This is a genomic window from Caldimicrobium thiodismutans, assembly GCF_001548275.1.
GTDB lineage: Bacteria > Desulfobacterota > Thermodesulfobacteria > Thermodesulfobacteriales > Thermodesulfobacteriaceae > Caldimicrobium > Caldimicrobium thiodismutans.
In genome coordinates this window covers 688,664-707,962 of sequence record NZ_AP014945.1, presented here as the reverse complement: position 1 = coordinate 707,962, position 19,299 = coordinate 688,664, and the positions used below count along the sequence as shown (strand labels likewise).

Here is a 19,299-nt window from a genome sequence, read left to right as displayed (position 1 = left end):
TCCCTCCTCCTACAGGCACTTTTTTAATACTATTCCAGCCCTTTCAAGTATGCCACAAAATTCTTTCTTTTTAGCACTAAATAAAGGTTCTAAGTCTTTACCATCTAAAACTGATTTATCTTTAAACCCTGAAGTTAAAGCTTTTTCCAGGGCTATTAAAGCATAGTCAAAATCTCTTCTCTTGGTATATGCAATTGCTCCTGTTATATGAAGAAATCCATTATCACCAGCCTTATTGATACCCTCTTTATAAGTATCAATGGCAAGATTATAATTTTTCTTTATTACATAAAGGGATACGAGATTGCCATAAGCTTCTGGACAGGTAGGTGAAATTTCAAGAGCTTTTTTAAATTCCTTTAAAGCATTATCATATTTTTTGTTATTTACTGATTGAATACCAAGATTAATAAAGCTTTCTGCATCAGGGCTACAAGATCCTTTAGCTTGTGGTTTAGAAATATTTTCAGAGGCGCTTGAATCTGCTTGAACGGAACCAATTCCATAAACTACCCATCCATATTTTTTAGCTGTCTCTACAGCCTTTGGATCATATTTTGCTTCAACATTTTTTAGCTTATTTTCCCATAACTTTAAAACTGGATCACCTTTTAAATAATCCTGCCATTTAATTGAATATTCTGCAAATTCTTTACCATTCCACACTTTAACCTTTAAATCTCCAAGCTTAAGTTTTTTCCCTTCTTTTTCAGCTTTTTTAATATAACTTTCAAAAAGATTCCAGGCATTCCCACCATAAAGAAAAATAATATCCTCTTTTGCAAAAGAATAGCTAAATAAAATAAGAATACTAATAAGAGCAATCAGGAAGTGTTTCAATTGTCCCTTCATATTTCACCCTCCTTTGGTTGAATTTTTTCTGCATAAAATTTATTAATACATTCATCAATTTGGTGATTATGCTCTTCGTTAGAAGCATACTCTATATATTCATCTATTAGGTGATTATGCTTTGTGCATGAAGCATACTCTAATAAGGCTTGTTCGTATTCAAATAAGATAAAATTCCTTAGATAATCTCTGAAAAATCCATTAAAAACCAGAGAAATTAGCAGAGCTGAAAATCCAAAATAGGATGCAGTTTCAAATATACCTGAAGATAATTTTACAAGTTTATATAAATCACTGAAATCTAATATACCAATTGATAAATATACAAAGATCAAAATAAGCAAACCAAAAATACAGTAAACTTTATGAATTGATTCTCCAAATAATATTTTATTTTTCACATCTATTTCAGAATCTTTTTTTTCTTTAAAAATTAAGTGAAATTTTTTAAAAAACTTATCTTTAGCATATTTCTCATAAAAGTTTTCTATGGTTGAATCCTTCTTTTGCATTTCATTATGATATTCATTTACAAAATTAATATAAAAATAATTTGCTAAAGAAAAGCCTATTATCCAGCAAGCAACTAATGATAAGAAAGCATAGATCACTCCATCTATTAATATTTTTGCAAATCCAACTTCAAAACCATCAAGGATATTTTCAAAAAAATTTAAACCTATTATTACAATGATATAAATAGGCACCAGGAGCCCAAAAAACAACCAGTTTTTCAAAATTTTTTCAAGTTTAAATTGTGTAAAAATTTCTTTAAAATGATTTTTTTCTAAAAATTTAAGTCTTCTATGATTAATTTTTTTCGGTTCAATATAGAATGTAATTTTAAGTTCCTTTCTTAAGAGCTCCTTTTCATCCTCTTTATTTAGCTTAGTATCTTTAAGTTTTCTTTTTACATATTCCTCAATATACTCTTGTTCTTTTTCAGCAAATGTATTTATATCCCATATATCTTTACATTCATTTGGCTTAAAATTTATTAATCTAAGTCTCTGTAAATTTTCAAATTTTAATTCAGCTCCTTGACAGATTTTCATATTAATTAATTTTGTGGATTTTGATTTTGTTGAGATTCTCTATTATGATTTAACATATCCATATGCTCTTTTGCTTGATTATTTTGATTAACTACTGACTCTTTTGGTTTATTGACTATTTCTTCATATAATAATATATATGTCGGTAAAATTTCCTTATGTTTTTTTGAAGCCAAAATTAGATGTGCCATCATTTGTCCAGTTGTTGCTAAATCTTTCTTTTTTAAACAAATTGCCCGTTGTGATTCAAAAAAAGCTACAACTAACGCTAATAAGATTGTTAGTATAAAAACCTGAATATCAAAACCTTCATCAGTAAAGGCTCTTACAAATGCAACAAATAAGGTTAAAGCAACACCAAGGATAAAGTAGATCAAGTTAAAAACTGAAGGATGTTTCGTAGGGTCATAAACACCTTTATGTTGTGCCTCATATTTGATAGAAAAATTTGCCCAAACCTTTCCTAAAAGCCACCCTCCTACTGCTAATAAACCTGCGTATAGTAAAATTAAAGGATTAAACCCTCCACCCATTAAAGACTGAACAATTAAAATTGCAGTTTCTCCAATGATACTGAGAATTAAGAAAATTAAATATTTATTTGATTCTTTACCTTCTTGATACATGTGCCGATATTCGTCTTTATCAAAACTTTTTAATATTTTATCTTTTTCACCACTTAAAAATTCTGTAAATTGTTTAAGCTTAGTCTCTATTTCATTTTTATTTTTCTCTGGACCAACATTCTTTATCCATTCTTCTATTTTTTTATTTTCTATATTAAAAATTTCTTGATAAAAATCTCTTTTCCAAATATCATCTTCTTTAGCCTTTGGTATATGTATACTTTGAAATCTGCCTTGATCTATATCATAATCTCTTCCCTCAAATTTTACACCCATACTTGTCCCCTCCTTTTTAAAATTTAAATTCTTCTTTTCTTATTCTTAAAAGCACTGGATTTTGACCTCCTTTTGGACATTCACTGATAACTCTTATACTTCTTCCTCTCTCTTTTAAACACACTCTTTCAGATTCCCTATCAATTATATCTTTTACTTGATTATAAGTTCTTGCAATATATCCCTCATTTAGTTTCAATCCATTAACAAAATAAAAACTAAAAATTCCATGAGCAAGTTCAGATTCTTTTTTTATATCTTTTGCTGTAAATGGCACCTCAGAGATACTTCTTTTAAAAACTTTTTCAACTTCTGTAAAACTTCTAACATCTGCCCCATAAGCCTGTCTGAAACCTGAGGAAGATGAAAGAACCATATACAGGGATGCCGGAGCTTCCTCTCTAAGCCTCTTCTCATAAAAATCAAGAGGTGCTACCTCTTCACTTTTTATAACTTCCCCTAAGTAACTTCTCAAAGCATCGCCTGAATAACAAGCATCAAGAATAGGAATAAATACAACCTTTTTATTTGCTAATTTATCAAGAATCCCCTCTTTTAATGAAAAAGAATCTTTTACTAAATAACACATCTTGTTTGCTGCTTGAAGATGAGGTTCATTAGGTGGTGCATATCCACAACCAACTTTACCTTTTTGAATATCTCCACTATCATATAAAACTATACCAACTTCCCCATCTGGCTTTTTAGGAGTTCCATGACTTGCTGCAAAGAAAACAAATATATCATTTTCTTTCATTCTTTTAATTATCTCATCAACTGCCAGATTAACTTTTTCCTTAGTTGCATTTTCATTTAAAAGATAAATCACTTTAAAACCCTCAGACTCTAAATATTTACCCCATATAAGAGCATCATTATCTGCACCAGGAACACCAGGTATTTGTTTATTTTTAAAAGATGATACCCCAATTACTAATGCATACTTATTAGAAGGTTTTTCACCCAACTTTTTTTCTATTTCTTTTGCGGCTTGGGAATCTTCTTTATAATCTTTTTTGGCTAAGTGAGGACAGGGCTTCTTGAGTAATGCATAAGGTAAACATCTCTCAATCGGTGTGTGAATAATAACAGCATGTTTGATACTATACACTGGAGATACATTTTTGACTCCTGCTATTGCTTGAGCAATCATGTAGGCATATAAAAATTCATCATAAGTTCTATATTTTCCTTTTAATTCATACATTCTGGTTTTTTCATCTAATTGGACATAAGCTTCAAAAATTCCAGCTTTATTAAAAGCCTCATTTATCCTATCTTTAACCTCATCATACTGGGATGCAGTATCATAATCATAAGCAATTGATTTAGAAAAATAACTTATCGACAATATTGTAAGAATTACGAATATAAAAAATTTATATTTTTGTAAATCTGACAATTTTTTCATCTTTTATCCCCATTCTCTCTACAACGAATTTGATCTCGTGTTCTCCTCTTGGTATAGCATCGCAAATGGGGAAGACATAAAGAAATGGAGTGGTTCCAGGTGGTATAGAATATTCCTCCTCAGCAACAAAATTCTGATTATCTTTGTTAATTACATATGCTCTTATTTTTATGGTATGATAAACTGAAGAGGACTCTTCATTTTTTTCTCCTGAAACAGGCTTCATACCAAACATAAACAGATTTTTATTTTCTGAAACACTATTGCTGAAAAACTCTGGAAATAAATATTCAACCCGTAAAATTAATCTTAAATTGTCACCAGTTTTTACATTTTCATTCTTTACAACTATTTCACCTATTTTAAGATATAAACCATTAGATGGATTGTATTTTACTCTCTTAGCTAATTTTTCTGGAGACTCTTCAAAAAGATCCTTTTTTGTCCAAAGTTCATAGGCTAAACCAGCCATTGCTCCTGATATCGCTCCGAGTATTGCCCCTTCCTCTCTCCTTTTTTTGCCTCCTGCCGCTGCACCAATAGCTGCACCAATTGCTGCTCCAGTTAAAACTTTTTTACCTGCACCACTAACAAGATCCTCTTTTGACTTTTTCATTTCATCACATTGCCTTAATGCCTGATTAAATATAGAATCATCTTCTTTATAACTTATCATTTGTGTATTTTTATATTCTTCTTGAAAAACTTCTTGAATATTTCTTTGGAAGGATTGACTGTTTATTTCTTGATTATTTTTATCTTTAAGTTCATTTTTAATTCTTTCTTGTGTTTGTTTTAACGCCTCATTGAGCCTTTTAAGTTGTTGAATAACTTCTAAATTTGAAGCATAGGCAGTGAAAAACAATATAGAGTTGGAAAAGAATAATAAGATTAGTCCTACTATTACTAATCTTATATTCATATCCTGTTCCTCTATTTAGTTTGAAGTTTTATTTAAACCGTAAATTTAATACATGCATAATTAAATCTCCTTCAATATTCCTATTAGTGTTTCTTTGAGATTGTGAAGTAAAAGCGTAAACTGAACTATCAGTTTTATCATAAACAGTTCTAATTGATCTTGAATAAGTTGCATAATTATAAATCTTTCTGTTAACTGAATCTTGAGTATACTCTTTTAAATCAGCAGTGCACACTGGTAAAGCATTTTTAACTTCATCTTTGAGATTAACTTTATCTGTCAGATCAGTCTGAACTAATCTTATGCTTCTACTGTAATTTGTTTTTTCCATAAACTGACTTTTGAGGGTAGATTCAACCAGACAGGGTTTAAAGACAACATATAACTTATCTACTCCTTTTGCTCCATAAAATTCAAAATAACCTTCATAAGGAAGTTCAACCGATGTAAAGGCCTTTTCTATTGGCCAGGCTCCTAAGTAAGATGACTCTCCTTTTGGATCAATGTTATAAAACATAATAACACCAGGTAAATTGACTGTAACTCTAACTTTAAATCTTTCACCTTCACTGAAAATATATTTATTAGGATTAATAGGCTCAAGTTTAGCTTCTTGTGAATCTCCTTTTACTCTTAATACCTGTATCTGAAGCCCTGAACTCCAGCTATCTGCAGTGTTTTGTGCAACCTGAGTTCTTTTTTTAGAGGTTGCCTCTTTTTTGGGCATTGAAATTTTGCCTTTAGTAGAGCCTTTATCTTCAACCTGAGTAAGGCTTCCTGCTGTGCTCATGAAAAGTGATCTTGCTGAACTTTCAGCTCTTATTGTATCTTGAGTGTAAAGGCAACAAGTAAAAAAACCCAAGGCCAAAGAAGAAATAATCTTCAAACCCTTCCCTCTTTTACTCATGGCCTCCACCTCCTTTTAAATTTTGAAATTTTACATTTTAATTTTAAAAATGTCAAGGTATTAAATTAACTTACAAAATTTATGCCAGAAACTTATTAAATATTTTCCTTATTTTCAGCAATCCAAAGCCTTCATTGAGATGACAAGCTTGTCAGTAAAGGCCAACAAAATCGTCACATCTTCTATTGCATCCCTGATAGAAAAGAGCAGGTTGAACTTTTAGGACTAAGTAGCCTAACCCAAGATCATCCAATTCTCATATAAAAAAAACTTGACAATAAAGCTTTTGATTGCTTGTGCTAACTCTGATTGTGATAAAATTAAAAAATAATTTTTTAATTAGGCAATTCAATTGCTGGATAGGTCCATATCCTTAAAGGTGAGAGGTGAGGAGTGAGGGGAAAAGTAGCAGGAAAAATCCTCTTGAATATCAAAAAATTTGAAGGCATACAACCGCTTGACAAAAAATATTTTAGCGTTAATGTAAGTAAGCACTAACACTTTAAAAGAATAGGGAGCAAATGGCAAAAACCCTGAGATTTCTCTTTATTTTTATTTTTTTTCAACTAATTTTTTCAGCAAATACCTTTGCCAAGAAGATATTAACCCTTAATGAGGCAGTAAGCTTAGCTATTAAAGCTAATCCTCAGATTTCAGCAGCTTTAAAGCAAAAAGAGGAGTTTTTCTTTCAGAAAAATATTATAAGGGCCGAATTTTTTCCAAAGTTTTATCTTGGTTATACCTATCAAAGAACAGATTCAGGGAAAAATAAACCTTCCTATGATACACATCTTTTTGGCCCAACTCTTTCCTGGAATATTTTTTCTGGTTTTTCTACCTATTTTGCCTTTAAAGAGGCCCTTTATTATTTAGCCTCTCAGGATGAAAATATCCGTAGCAAAATTCTTGACATAGCCTTATCTACGATTAAAAGCTATCTCAGTTATTTTAACGAAAAGGCCCTATTAGAGTCCGCTTTAGCAGATCTTGAAGATGCCAAAATTATTTTAAAATTGGCTCAAAAAAGATATGAAGTTGGTCTTTCCCCTTATGCAGATGTCCTTGATGCTGAGGCGAGACTTAAAGAGGCAGAATTTAATGTTACTAATTATAAATATTCAGCTGAAATTGCCAAGGCCAGGCTTTTGATTCTTATGAATCAGGATTTAACCCAAATTGAGGACTATGAGCTTATGCCCCTTCAAGAGAGTGAGCTTACACTGGATCCCCTGGCTGTGTATATTAATAAAGCTTTAAAGCTCAGGCCAGAACTTCTGTCTAAGGAAAAGGACATACTTGCCCAGCAATCTAAAATAAAAAGTGTGAAAGGGGAATACCTCCCCTCGGTTGACCTTTTTGCTAACTATTACAGGGTGGATAATAAATTTTTCCCTGATTCAGATTCTCAGTTTTTGGCAGGCATAAAAATAACCCTCCCCCTTTTTACAGGGTTTTCAACTGTTTCTAAACTCCAAAAGGAAAGGGCAACTCTTGAGAAAAAAAATTTTGAAAAAAGAGAGCTTGAGCTTAACATCCAGCAAGAGGTCTTTAGCAATTATAAACTATTTCAGACCGCAAAGGATAACTTAGAGGCTGCCAAAGCTCTTCTTTCAAAACTTGAGGAGGACTATCGTCTTGTCCAAAAAAAATACGAAAACGGGCTTGCAAGTATTGTGGACCTTACAACAGTTATGGCAAGACTCTCGCAGGCAAGGGCACAAGTAGGAGTCTCACGCACGAATTTAATTCTTAACTACTTTAATCTAATCAAAAGCTCAGGAGAGGTCCCAGGACTTTAAATTATGGTTAAAACTGCAATTTTTATCTTGTTTATCGCTATTTCCTTCTCTATATTTGGCTGTAAAGAAAAACCGAAGAAAGATGAAGGAGTGCAAGTTCCTAAAAAAACAGCTAAGGTTGAGAGAGGAACTATCTACCTTGAGGTATCTGCAACAGGAGCGGTGAAACCTCAAGTAGGTGCAAGTATTAAAGTTGGAGCAAGGATTTCCGGAAAAGTAGAAAAACTCTTTGTTAGACAGGGGGATTTTGTCAAGGCAGGACAACTTATTGCCATTATTGAACATGAAGACTTAAAAAGACAGGTTGAACGCTATCAATATGATTATAAACAGGCCTTAAGTCAGCTTGAAAAAGTAAAGGTTACTTATCCTGAACGCATACTCTCCAGGAAAAAATCAATTCAAGCCCTTGAGGCTGAATTTTCTCAGATTGAGCGGGAATTTAAAAGGCTTGAGAACCTTTTTAAGGATGGGCTTATCTCTAAAACTGATCTTGAACGCATGGAAAGAGATAAACTTGTTAAGATTCATCAAATTGAGTCAGCTAAGGCTGAGTTAAAGGCCCTGGAGGAGGAATACACCAAAGAACTTGAAAGAGCAAAGGCCCAGGTGGAATCAGCTCGGAGGCAGGTTGAGGAAGCTAAGGTTAGGCTTAATTATGCCTTTGTCTATTCCCCAATTAATGGATTTGTCTCTGAGGTTACCACCCAGCAAGGTGAGACAGTTGTTGCCGGGCTCAATGCTCCAACCTTTATCACAGTTATAGACCTTTCTCGCTTAGAGATTCACTGTTATATTGATGAAACTGATATTGGAAAAATTAAAACAGGTCTTTCCGCAACTTTCAAGGTAGATAGCTTTCCGGATAAGGTCTTTCAAGCTCAAGTTAGAACCATCTATCCCGGAGCTATAATCAAAAACAATGTAGTTTTTTATGATACAGTCCTTGACATCTTGACCCCCTATGAAAACTATTTAAGACCTGAGATGACTGCTCAGGTAACCATTATTGCTGATAAGAAAGAGGGAGTCCTTCTTGTGCCCTCAGGCGCAGTAAAAATTGATCCCCAGGGGAACCACTATGTGATGATTAAAAAGGGGGATAAATGGGAAAAGAGGCTTGTAAAGGTGGGTTGGGAGGCAAGAGGAAAAACAGAGATCAAAGAAGGCCTCTCTGAAGGTGAAGTGGTTGGAGTGTGGTAAAGAGTTGTGGAAAGCCCACTTATTAAGTTAAGAGATATTCGCAAAACCTACCAAATTAGCAAAATCACTTATGAGGTCTTAAAGGGTATTAATCTTGAGGTGCAAAGGGGTGATTTTTTAGCTATAATGGGACCTTCAGGGGGAGGAAAATCAACCCTTTTAAATATCCTTGGCCTTCTCGATAAACCCACCTCTGGAAGTTATATCTTTGAAGATAGAGATGTCACAACCCTTAATGCAGAAGAGCTTTCCAAATTCAGAAATCTTAAGATAGGTTTCATTTTTCAGGCCTTTCATCTGGTTCCATGGGCTTCAGCCCTTGAAAATGTGCTTTTACCTGTTCTTTACCGGGGAAAACTTACAGATGAAGATGTTAAAAAAGCTGAAAAATTACTTGAGAGGCTGGGGCTTAAGAATAAAATTAATCTTAAACCAGCTGAGCTTTCAGGAGGACAACAGCAAAGAGTGGCCATTGCCCGTGCCCTTATTAATCAACCTGTTCTCCTCCTTGCAGATGAACCAACAGGAAATCTTGATTCAGAAAGCAGTAAAGAGGTAATGGATATTTTAGAGGAATTGAATAAAGAGGGGCTCACTATTATCATGGTGACCCATGAACTGGATATTGCCAGCAGGGCTAAAAAAAAGAAAATCCTCCGTGATGGAATTTTCATTGATTCATGAATAGATTCCTTTTAAGGGAAATTCTTAAGGAACTCTTTTCTAATAAAATTAATCTTTTCTTTATGATCCTTGCTTTGACCTTTAGCCTGACTGCCCTTAATACCATTTATGCCCTGGGAAAGTCTGCTGAAAAACAGGTTCTGGATACTTTGGCTAATCTGAATTTTGGTAAAGACGCTCTTCTTGTATTAGCGGGTGGATCAAGAGTCATGGGTCTATCTATCTCCCGTTCAGATACCTTAAAATTGGAGGATGTATCAGCCCTGGAAAGGCTTTCTCAGGTAAAAATGGCCTCTCCTTTTACAGGAGGGGTTATTGAAGTAGCCTATAAAGGGAGGGCGGAAAAATTAAGAGTAGAGGGGGTTTTGCCTATCTATCTGGAGGCTAACAACTGGAAAGTTGAGAGGGGAAGATTTTTCACCGAGGCTGAGGCTGAGCATCTGGAAAAGGTGGCAGTGCTTGGGTTTGATCTAATTAAAAAATTAGGAATGAAAAACCCTTTGGGAGAAAAGATAAAAATTCAAGATCAATACTATACCATTATCGGAGTGCTTGAAAAAAAAGCTTCTCTTGGCCATTATCCCTTGGATGAAAGAATTTATGTCCCCCTTCAGACTGCTCAGAGGCGTATCTTTAATCAAGATTTTATTCGGGGAGTGAAAGTTCTTTTCTTTGAGGGCACAGATTTAAAAACCGCTGTGGAAGAGATAAGAAATCTCCTTAGGTTTAGGCATAAACTTTATGGTATAACCCCGGATGACTTTAGAATTATCACACCTGATATGGCAGTTGCCAGGTTTACCGCAACTTCAAAAACACTAAGTTTTTTTCTTTTATCCATTGCTCTTATAAGTTTAGTTATAAGCGGTGTAATTATTATGAATCTTATGACAGCAAGTGTTGAGGAAAAAGCTGGTATTATTGCCTTAAGAATAGCCATAGGAGCTACACCCAGACAAATAATTAACCACTACTTATATACTGCGATATTAATTGCTCTCATTAGTGGATGCATTGGTTGGATACTCAGCCTTCTTATTATGAAGGGCCTTGCCATGATAACTCCACTTAAACCTCTTTTTTCCTGGGGAACATTTCTACTAAGTCTTGGTTTTTCTGCTCTTACCTGTGTTATCTTCAGTCTTTTTCCAGCTATAAGGGCCTCTAAAATTGATCCTGCTATTCTATTAAAGGGCCTATGAATAACCTAAAACTGAGATTGATTTTTGGGGGGATTTTTCATAAGAAGCTAAGGCTTTTTCTATCGGTTCTTGGAATCATTATAGGGGTTTCAGCTCTTTTCCTGATGAATACCTTTGGTGAGGCAGCTAAGATTAAGACCCTTAGGGAAATTGAAACCTTTGGACCTGAGATCCTTATGGTTATCCCGGGACAAGTGAGAGTTACAGCAGGGAGAGCCATTCAGACAGAACAGACTGTTACCCTTAAACCTGATGATGCTGAGGCACTTAGAAGACTTTCTGAAGTTAGATTGGTCTCTCCAGTCTCAACGAGTTCTGCCCTGATTCGCTTTCAGGAAAAAAATTTAACTACGGTTATAAATGGTGTAAATGAAGAATATTTAAAAATAAGAAAATTTAACCTTTCTGAAGGAAGAAATTTTTTAAAGACTGAGGTATCAGGATATAAAAAGGTAGCTATACTGGGAAATAAAATCAAGAGAGAGCTTTTTGGAATAGATTCTGCTGAAAACAAAGTTATTCTAATTAATAAGCTTCCCTTCAGGGTTATAGGGGTCCTTGAGCCAATTGGGATTGATGCCAGCAATCAGGATCAAGATGACCAAATCCTTGTCCCCGTTACTACCGCCATGTCCTCTCTCTTTAATGTGGATTATTTAACAGGTATATATATCTCTGTTTCCTCAGAAAAGCAGGTGCCTTTGATTGAAAAACAAATTGAAACGCTCCTAATAAAAAGACATAGAGTTTTACCTAAGAACAAAGATTTTAATATAGTTAAGGCTGAAGATATTCTTAAATTTAGAACCGAGGCTTCTGCACTCTTTACCTCTCTTGTGCAGAGTATTTCCCTTCTCTGCCTTCTTGTAGGAAGCCTTGGGGTAACAGCTATTATGCTTTTAACAGTAAATGAAAGAAGGAAAGAAATTGGTCTCAGGCTTGCTATTGGAGCCTCAAAAAAGGGAATTCTTTTGCAGTTTCTCCTTGAAAGTGTCTTTATAAGCCTTTCAGGTGGTTTTATAGGTCTTTTCATCGGTTTAGTTTTATCCCTTATTTTCCTTCCCCTTTTGAAATATCCCTTAGTTATGCCTCTTAAACCAATATTAATATCTACATTGCTCACTCTAATTTTTGGCTTACTCTCCGGGGTTTATCCAGCCTATAAGGCCAGTCAAATAGACCCAGCTACTCTACTCAAAGGATTATAAACCCCCCTTGCACAGGCAGGTTGCCCTTTTTGCATAAGTTCAGATCCTTACAAGAAAAAAGGAAGGGTGGTAAAAGAGGAATCAGATATCTAAACAAGGGAGGCTTTACATGTCTATGAAAGTAATACAGGCAATCTTGCCTGTGGAGGTAAATTACACTCCAATGTATGAAAGAAACACAGACAAGAATGTCTGTGCTACAACAGACCCACAAAAAATTCAAGGGGTATAAAATTTTAAACCCCTACTATTAAAGTCTCAAAAGACCTGGACGCATACACTGGCTTGTTAGAATAAAGAATAGGACTTATATTTAAAAGGTATGCAGGAGATAAAATATTATAGTTTAAATCAATTTCTAAGGGAAAAATTTGGAGAAAAGGTAAAGAAACTGCCTTTGGATGCTGGGTTTACTTGTCCAAATAGAGATGGCAACAAAGGGCAAGGAGGGTGCATATATTGCGATGCCAAGGGCTCTGGAACAGGTTTATACCCTGCAATGTCCCTCAAAGAACAGATAGAATTCTTTCTGGCACATTGGACAAAAAGGGGATACAAAAAATTTATAGCCTATTTTCAATCCTTTTCCAATACCTATGGTGAACCTGATTATTTAAGAAGAACCTATGGGACAATTTTAAATTACCCTGAGATAGTTGGTCTTGCCATTGGGACAAGGCCAGATTGCATAAATAAAGAGGTAATTGGGATCCTAAAAGATTTTCAAAACCTGGGTTTTTTTATCTGGATTGAGCTTGGGTTACAAAGTAAACACGATACAACTTTAAAAGCTATAAATCGTGGCCATAGTTTTGAAGACTTTTTATATGCTTACCAGCAGCTTAAATCAGCAGATCTTCCTGTGGTTGTCCATATTATTTTCGGATTGCCTGGTGAGACTAAGGAGATGATGCTTGAAACAGCTAAAATCTTAGCAAGCTTAAGAGTTGATGGAGTAAAGTTTCACGCCCTTTATATCTTGGAGGGGACACCTCTTGCTAAGCTATATAAAGAAGGTCATGTAAAGGAACTTTCTCTTGAAGATTATGCAGAGCTTGTGGGTGAGGCAATAAGCTTTCTACCCTCCACAACAGTAATCCATCGTTTGACCTCAGATCCCCCTAAAAATGGAGTTCTTGCCCCTCTCTGGCTTCTTGAAAAAAATAAAGTCTTACAAAAAATTAATGAAACTTTAAGGGAAAAGGCCCTTTATCAGGGTAAAAACTATTTTCCTTTAACTTGAATATTTACTACAACCTGTTTTACACCTTCTACACTTTTTGCAAGCTCAATAGCTCTTTGTTTTTGCCTTTCATTATTCACAATGCCAGTAAGAGTAACTACTCCATTTAAGGTATCCACATCAATGGAAAGGGCCTTAATTTCTGGATCACCTATAAATTTGAGCTTGATTTTGGTTGTAATCTCCTTATCTGAGATATAGCTCCCAACGGACCTTTTTCCAACTCTTAAATTATTAACCACCTTTTTAACACCTGAGACAGAGGAGGCAATCTCAATAGCCCTTGTGATTTCAGCCTCTGAATCTACAATTCCAGTTAAAGTAACTATACCATTTACTGTGTCCACATCAATTTTTCGGGCTTTGGTAAGGGGATCCTCAATTAATTTTGCCTTAACCTTTGTAGTTATCACCGCATCATCAATCTGATTCCCCACAGTGCGGGGATCAGTGCCCATCTTATAACCTTCATAGGCACCCCCTCCAACCAAAACCCATCCACAACCATAAAGAGATAATACCAGAAAAAATATCATGAACATTCTTATGGACTTAAAAAAGCCTTTACTTTTTCCGATAAAATGATTAAAATACTTCATAAGGAGGACCTCCTATGAAAATAGATTCCAAAATATTTACAGATATTAATTTTATCACGCCTGATGCAATTTCCAAGCAAGGCAATAGAGTCTTTGAAGATTACTTGAAAAGTGCCCTTCTTGAGCTTGAAACTTCAGATCTTATTAAGGAAACTGAAAAGGAAAAGATCAAGTTTTTATCTGAAAAGCTTGATTTTTCATTAGATCTTCTGGATAGGATCGCCAAGATTCCTCTCAATTCTGCTACTTCAGCTACAGTTGGAGATTTTTTACTTGCTCAGGCCTTTGAGATGGAAAAGGTTGCTGAAAGTCTTCCTGAAGGCGCCTTGAAAAATTTATATAAAGAATCTGCCCTTTATATCGGGATTGAGGCAGAGAAAATTCGTCAAGGCTATTATCAAGCTTGAAAGTTTTTAAGAACTACTCTCAAGGGCAAGTCTTAATAATTTTTCTATCAAATCTTTAAAACTCAAGCCAGCAACCTTAGCAGAGAGAGGGAGCAAGCTTGTTTCTGTCATGCCAGGAATGGTATTGGTTTCAAGGACAAAGATTTTATCCTCAACCAGGATCATATCTGTCCTGCTGTAATGTCTGAGGTATAAAGCTCTGTGGGCACGCAGTGCATATTCCTGGGCTGTTAAGGTAAGTTCCTTTGATATTGGGGCAGGACAGATTTCCTCAGCAAGCCCCGGGGTATATTTTGTCTCATAATTAAAAAACTTGGCCTTATGCTGAATCTCTACCACAGGAAGGGGTTCTTCACCAAGAATTCCCACTGTAAGCTCTCTACCTTTTAGATGCTCTTCAAGTAGAATCTCTTTGTCAACCTCAAAGGCCTTTTCAACTGCCTCGTCCAAGGCATACTCATTCTCAACTAAAGATAGCCCCACACTTGAGCCTTGTGTTGCTGGTTTAACTATGAGAGGAAACCCTAAGGAATGAGCATAGTCACGCATTAATGCTAAAGAGATTCCCTTTTTAAAAAGCTTGCCCTTAGGAACAGGGAGACCTACCCTTTCATAAAGAATTTTAGAAAGCCCTTTATGCATAGCCAGAGCACTTCCCAGAACTCCTGCTCCTTGATAGGGAAGACCAAGCATATCCAAGAATCCCTGAAGTGTCCCGTCTTCCCCACCTGGCCCGTGCATAACCAAAAAGGCTACATCAAAATCCTTAGCCCTCTGGACCAAATTTAATAAATCTGAAGCTGGATCAAAAAATTCTACTCTATGGCCTAATTCTAAAAGGGCTGAATGAACTGCCTTAGCCCCTTTAAGAGAAACCTCCCTTTCCGATGAAGTCCCCCCTGCAAGGAGAGCAACTCTCAAGACACTTTTTGAGGACATCTCTTACCTCCTTGATTTCATTAAGCTTAAGCAAATCCTCAGGTTTGAGGTCCAGATTTTTAAAAAGGCGTCTTTCCAAAAGAATTGTCATTTCTTCAAGAAGAGACATTCTTATCAAGGCTCGTAAAGTTCTCCCATATCTAACCCTAAGGTCCTGGAAACGCTCTTTTAAAAGAACAATTTTATCGTGTTTAACCCTTTTGTCGGCGTAAAAAACAATCTCCTCTTCAGATATAGGAGAACCTGGTTTGGGAGCCTTCAAAAAGATATGAGAATAAATAATCTCTCCTATTCTATTTAGACCAAAAGATTGCATCAATTTGTAACCTGCTAAGGCATGATTTTCACCTGTTTTAAGGCTTGAAAATTTTTTTACATCATGTAAAAGGGCCCCCAAAGTTAAATTCACCAAATCAAGGGGCTCTCCAATCTCTTTAAGCTTACATCCTAAAAAAAGAGAAATTAGGGCCACCTTTTCGGAATGGTGAATTATATGAAGGGGAACCTCCTCTTTTTGTAAAAGCTCATAGCCCCAATCTAAGGAGATTTCCATAACCTAACACCTCAAGAAAAAAAAGAAAAACAGGGGATGCAAAGATAACCCCGTCAATTCTATCCAGAAGACCTCCATGCCCCGGGATCAAGGCTCCTGAATCCTTTTTACCCACAGTTCTTTTTACAGAAGATTCAAACAAATCTCCCATAACCCCTGCCAAGGAGAGAGCTAAAACCAGATAAATAACCCTTTCAATTGACCAAAGGGAGAAAAAGTGATTGAAAATAAGACCGGATAATAGAGATAAAAGGATACCTCCCCAAAAACCCTCCCAGGTTTTTTTGGGAGAAATTTTTGGAAAAAAAGGATGTCTCCCAAAGAGTTTTCCAGCTAAATAGGCTCCTGTATCATTGGTAAAGATTATAAGAAAAAAAAGAAGAAGCAATTCCCTGGGATATTTACTGAGTATATTTTCAAAAGGAAAAAAACCCACATACAAATAAATTAGCCCTATTAAAAAGGGAAAAAAAAGATTAGTAAAACTTTCTTTATTAAAGATAAATAAAAAAGGGAAAAAGGTAAAAATAAAAAAAAGACTAATTTGAAAAAATGGAGAAAAAAACCCGGTTAAAGAGAAAGAGAGCGTTAAGATAATCCCGCCCCATACCAAATAAAAGAGAGAAAAATCAAAGAGCTGACACCATTCATACCAGGCAATCAGCCCACAGAATAAAATTACAGAAAAAATAAGGGAAGGGCTACCTTTGAGTAAAAGAAGAACAAGTAGGGGGGAGAGAATAAGGGCTGAGAGAAACCTTTTTAAAAAATTAAAATTCATAGACCCTGCCAAAACGCCTTTCCCTTTGTTGATAGGATTTAAGGGCCTTTAAATATTCTTCTTCTGTAAAATCAGGCCAGAGCATTTCAGAAAAATAAAACTCCGTGTAGGCTATTTGATAGAGAAAAAAATTAGAGATTCTCAATTCTCCACTGGTCCTGATCAGTAAGTCTGGATCAGGAAGCTCTGGAAAGTAAAAAAAATTTCTTAGGGACTCCTCTGTAATCTCCTCCGGTTTAAGGGCTTTCTCTTTAAGCTTTTCAAGGATTTTTTTTATTGCTCTTAAAATCTCCGCTCTTCCGCTATAACTCAAAGCCAAAACCAGGGTCATCTTATTGTTATTACTGGTGAGCTTCTCAACTTCATCAATCTTTTTCCGAAGAACCTCTGGAAAATCCTCTTTATCTCCAATGACTTTAAAGCGAATCTCCTTTTCCATCATAAGGGGAAGTTCCTTATTCAAGTATTCTACTAAAAGGGCCAAAAGGGTTTCTACCTCTTCTCTTGGGCGTTGCCAGTTTTCCTTGGAAAAGGCAAAAAGGCTTAAATAGGGGATCCCAAGCTCACATGATTTAATAATTATTTTTCTTGCAACTTCAACGCCCTTTTTATGGCCTGCAATACGAGGCAGTCCCTTGCGTTTAGCCCATCTACCATTTCCATCCATTATGATAGCTACATGACGGGGTAACACCTGTGAAATAAGGTGATGATCATCTATGGAAGTATGGTTCATTCTAAAGGGTTAGAATTTCTTTTTCCTTCTCTTGAGAAAGCTTATCAATAGTTTTTATAAATTCATCATGAATCTTTTGGACTTCTTTCTCAAGTTTGGTGTAATCATCCTCTGAGATTTCCTTATTTTTCTTGGCGGTCTTAAACTTATCCAAAATATCTCTGCGAAGATTTCTAATAGCTACCTTCGCTTCTTCAGAAAGTTTGTGCACCACTTTGACAAGCTCTTTTCTTCTTTCCTCTGTAAGAGGAGGTATCACAAGTTTAAGAGTCTTTCCGTCGCTGGTTGGGTTAATCCCGAGATCTGATTTCTGAATGGCCTTTTCAATGTCCTTAATAAGGTTAAGATCCCAGGGCTGAATAACAAGCATTTTGCCTTCCACGACATTAACTGAGGCAACCTGTGGAATAGGAAGCTTCTGACCATAACAATCAACCTTAATTCCTTCAAGGAGACTCACAGAGGCTCGGGATGTCCGAATATGAGAAAGCTCTTCCTTAAAGGCCTGAACACTTTTTTGCATTCTCTTTTTTAGATCCTCTAAAGCCTCCTTCATAGCCCTCTCCTCCTTAATTCTTAATAATTGTTCCTACTCTTTCACCAAAAAGGGCTTTTTTTATATTGCCTCTTTGAAAAAGATTGAAAACTAATATAGGAAGATGATTATCACGGGCTAAGGAAAAGGCTGTTGCATCCATAACCCTGAGATTTTTTTGAATTACTTCATTAAAGGTGATCTCTTCAAATTTTTGAGCCTCAGGATGGAGCTTAGGATCCCTATCATAAACACCATCTACCTTAGTTGCTTTCATAAGGATTTCACAATTAAGTTCAAGGGCCCTTAGGGTTGCAGCAGTATCTGTGGTAAAAAAGGGATTCCCTGTTCCACAGGCAAGAATAAGAATTCTACCCTTTTCAAGGTGACTAAGGGCCTTTTCACGAATATAAGGTTCTGCAACCTCCTTGACCTCAAGAGCTGACATCGTTCGGCAGGTCACTCCTCTTCTCTCAAGCACATCCTGAAGGGCAAGGGCATTAATTAGGGTAGCCAGCATCCCCATATAATCAGCCCGGGCTCTATTGAGCCCCTCCTTTTCTCCAGCAACCCCTCTAAAGATATTTCCACCTCCTATAACAATAGAGAGCGCAACCCCAAGAGCATGAACTTCTTCCAATTCCTCAGATATCTTTTGAAGAAAAGCTTGATCTATACCAAATTCTTTTTGCCCAAGCAGAGCCTCGCCTGATAACTTCAAAAGGACTCTTTTATATTTAAGGGTACTCTCACTCAAAAGCTATTCACCTATCTGAAATCTGGCAAATCTCCTGATTAAGATCTTTTCCCCGGTCTTGGCAATAAGCTCATTTAATAAGTCCTGAATTGTGAGTTCAGGATTTTTAATATAAGGTTGCTCAAGAAGCACACTCTCCTTATAGAACTTTTCCAGTTTTCCTTCAATAATCTTAGGAATGACATTTTCAGGTTTACCCTGTTCTCTGAGTTGCTCTTCATAAATTCTTTTTTCTCTCTCCAGAGCCTCCTGAGGCATCTCCTCTCTGCTTACACAAATTGGTGATGAGGCTGCGATATGCATAGCCACATTATAGGCAAAGTCCTGAAAATCAGGGGTTCTTGCCACAAAATCCGTTTCACAATTTACTTCAACAAGAACACCTATTTTTTTATTACTGTGAATATAAGAAGCAATTACTCCTTCTTTTGCCTCTTTGCCGGCTCTCTTGGCTGCAATGGCAAGGCCCTTTTTTCTCAAAATATCTACGGCCTTTTCTATATCTCCACCAGCTTCTTCTAAGGCCTTTTTACAGTCGCTAAAACCTGCTGCAGTTCTATCTCTTAATTGTTTGACTAAATCTAAGGATATTGCTGCCATTTTT

Annotated in this window: 21 protein-coding genes; 7 read left to right on the top strand and 14 right to left on the bottom strand. The window is 35.7% G+C overall.

From position 1 onward, the window contains the following. Positions 1-9: 9 nt before the first annotated feature. Genes THC_RS03495 through THC_RS03470 form a run of 6 tightly spaced genes read right to left on the bottom strand, consistent with a single transcriptional unit; the run spans position 10 to position 6,049 of the window. On the bottom strand, positions 10-852 hold the full coding sequence (locus THC_RS03495; RefSeq protein WP_068513412.1) for a tetratricopeptide repeat protein: 843 nt from the start codon (positions 850-852) through the stop codon (positions 10-12). Continuing rightward, a complete protein-coding gene (locus THC_RS03490; protein ID WP_068513408.1) occupies positions 849-1,907 on the bottom strand; it encodes a hypothetical protein in 1,059 nt (352 codons plus the stop codon). The genes THC_RS03495 and THC_RS03490 overlap by 4 nt, the downstream gene beginning before the upstream one ends. Before the next feature lie 5 nt (positions 1,908-1,912). Next, a complete protein-coding gene (locus tag THC_RS03485) occupies positions 1,913-2,809 on the bottom strand; it encodes a hypothetical protein (RefSeq protein ID WP_068513404.1) in 897 nt (298 codons plus the stop codon). A 16-nt stretch (positions 2,810-2,825) separates the two neighbouring features. After that, complete coding sequence (locus THC_RS03480) at positions 2,826-4,220, bottom strand: caspase family protein (protein WP_068513401.1); 1,395 nt, start codon at positions 4,218-4,220, stop codon at positions 2,826-2,828. Next, complete coding sequence (locus tag THC_RS03475) at positions 4,189-5,142, bottom strand: YMGG-like glycine zipper-containing protein (protein WP_068513397.1); 954 nt, start codon at positions 5,140-5,142, stop codon at positions 4,189-4,191. Before THC_RS03475 ends, THC_RS03480 begins: the two co-directional genes overlap by 32 nt. Positions 5,143-5,170: 28 nt before the next feature. Continuing rightward, the gene (locus THC_RS03470) at positions 5,171-6,049 is read right to left on the bottom strand and encodes a hypothetical protein (RefSeq protein WP_068513393.1); all 879 of its coding nucleotides are present in this window, start codon (positions 6,047-6,049) and stop codon (positions 5,171-5,173) included. 521 nt (positions 6,050-6,570) lie between these two features. On the opposite strand from THC_RS03470, the gene THC_RS03465 reads away from it, so the two are divergent. The 6 genes from THC_RS03465 (at position 6,571) to THC_RS03440 (ending at position 13,388) form a co-directional block, all read left to right on the top strand. Next, positions 6,571-7,848 carry a TolC family protein gene (locus THC_RS03465; RefSeq protein ID WP_068513391.1) on the top strand — a complete coding sequence of 426 codons (1,278 nt, stop codon included), beginning with the start codon at positions 6,571-6,573 and terminating at the stop codon, positions 7,846-7,848. A gap of 90 nt (positions 7,849-7,938) precedes the next feature. Continuing rightward, a complete protein-coding gene (locus tag THC_RS03460) occupies positions 7,939-9,051 on the top strand; it encodes an HlyD family secretion protein (protein ID WP_167344316.1) in 1,113 nt (370 codons plus the stop codon). Positions 9,052-9,057: 6 nt separating this feature from the next. Beyond that, the gene (locus THC_RS03455; protein WP_068513384.1) at positions 9,058-9,735 is read left to right on the top strand and encodes an ABC transporter ATP-binding protein; all 678 of its coding nucleotides are present in this window, start codon (positions 9,058-9,060) and stop codon (positions 9,733-9,735) included. Further along, entirely contained in the window at positions 9,732-10,937 is a 1,206-nt protein-coding gene (locus THC_RS03450) for an ABC transporter permease (protein ID WP_068513379.1), read from the top strand. Before THC_RS03455 ends, THC_RS03450 begins: the two co-directional genes overlap by 4 nt. Then, positions 10,934-12,145, top strand: a complete 1,212-nt coding sequence (locus tag THC_RS03445) for an ABC transporter permease (protein WP_068513376.1) — start codon at positions 10,934-10,936, stop codon at positions 12,143-12,145. The genes THC_RS03450 and THC_RS03445 overlap by 4 nt, the downstream gene beginning before the upstream one ends. 322 nt (positions 12,146-12,467) lie before the next feature. Further along, positions 12,468-13,388 carry a tRNA modification radical SAM protein MnmL/YtqA gene (locus tag THC_RS03440; RefSeq protein WP_068513374.1) on the top strand — a complete coding sequence of 307 codons (921 nt, stop codon included), beginning with the start codon at positions 12,468-12,470 and terminating at the stop codon, positions 13,386-13,388. Here the strand turns inward: THC_RS03440 and THC_RS03435 are convergent. Then, positions 13,370-13,987 (bottom strand): BON domain-containing protein, encoded by a 618-nt coding sequence (locus THC_RS03435; RefSeq protein ID WP_068513371.1) that lies wholly within the window; start codon positions 13,985-13,987, stop codon positions 13,370-13,372. The two genes, THC_RS03440 and THC_RS03435, sit on opposite strands and share 19 nt — an antisense overlap. Before the next feature lie 14 nt (positions 13,988-14,001). Here THC_RS03435 and THC_RS03430 point away from each other — a divergent pair, with 14 nt between their 5' ends. Then, entirely contained in the window at positions 14,002-14,394 is a 393-nt protein-coding gene (locus tag THC_RS03430) for a hypothetical protein (RefSeq protein WP_068513368.1), read from the top strand. Between the two features lie 6 nt (positions 14,395-14,400). Here THC_RS03430 and THC_RS03425 read toward each other — a convergent pair whose 3' ends face one another. The 7 genes from THC_RS03425 to tsf are packed head-to-tail and all read right to left on the bottom strand — an operon-like array spanning position 14,401 to position 19,295. After that, positions 14,401-15,333 carry a D-alanine--D-alanine ligase family protein gene (locus THC_RS03425; RefSeq protein ID WP_068513366.1) on the bottom strand — a complete coding sequence of 311 codons (933 nt, stop codon included), beginning with the start codon at positions 15,331-15,333 and terminating at the stop codon, positions 14,401-14,403. Beyond that, on the bottom strand, positions 15,260-15,886 hold the full coding sequence (locus THC_RS03420; RefSeq protein WP_068513363.1) for an HD domain-containing protein: 627 nt from the start codon (positions 15,884-15,886) through the stop codon (positions 15,260-15,262). The genes THC_RS03425 and THC_RS03420 overlap by 74 nt, the downstream gene beginning before the upstream one ends. Beyond that, entirely contained in the window at positions 15,858-16,667 is an 810-nt protein-coding gene (locus tag THC_RS03415) for a phosphatidate cytidylyltransferase (protein WP_068513360.1), read from the bottom strand. Before THC_RS03415 ends, THC_RS03420 begins: the two co-directional genes overlap by 29 nt. Continuing rightward, complete coding sequence (locus tag THC_RS03410; RefSeq protein WP_068513357.1) at positions 16,657-17,403, bottom strand: undecaprenyl pyrophosphate synthase; 747 nt, start codon at positions 17,401-17,403, stop codon at positions 16,657-16,659. The genes THC_RS03415 and THC_RS03410 overlap by 11 nt, the downstream gene beginning before the upstream one ends. A gap of 1 nt (position 17,404) precedes the next feature. Further along, on the bottom strand, positions 17,405-17,959 hold the full coding sequence (gene frr, locus THC_RS03405) for a ribosome recycling factor (protein ID WP_068513353.1): 555 nt from the start codon (positions 17,957-17,959) through the stop codon (positions 17,405-17,407). 13 nt (positions 17,960-17,972) lie between these two features. Beyond that, positions 17,973-18,695 (bottom strand): UMP kinase, encoded by a 723-nt coding sequence (gene pyrH / locus THC_RS03400; RefSeq protein WP_068513351.1) that lies wholly within the window; start codon positions 18,693-18,695, stop codon positions 17,973-17,975. 3 nt (positions 18,696-18,698) lie between these two features. Then, complete coding sequence (gene tsf / locus THC_RS03395; RefSeq protein ID WP_068516606.1) at positions 18,699-19,295, bottom strand: translation elongation factor Ts; 597 nt, start codon at positions 19,293-19,295, stop codon at positions 18,699-18,701. Positions 19,296-19,299 lie beyond the last annotated feature (4 nt).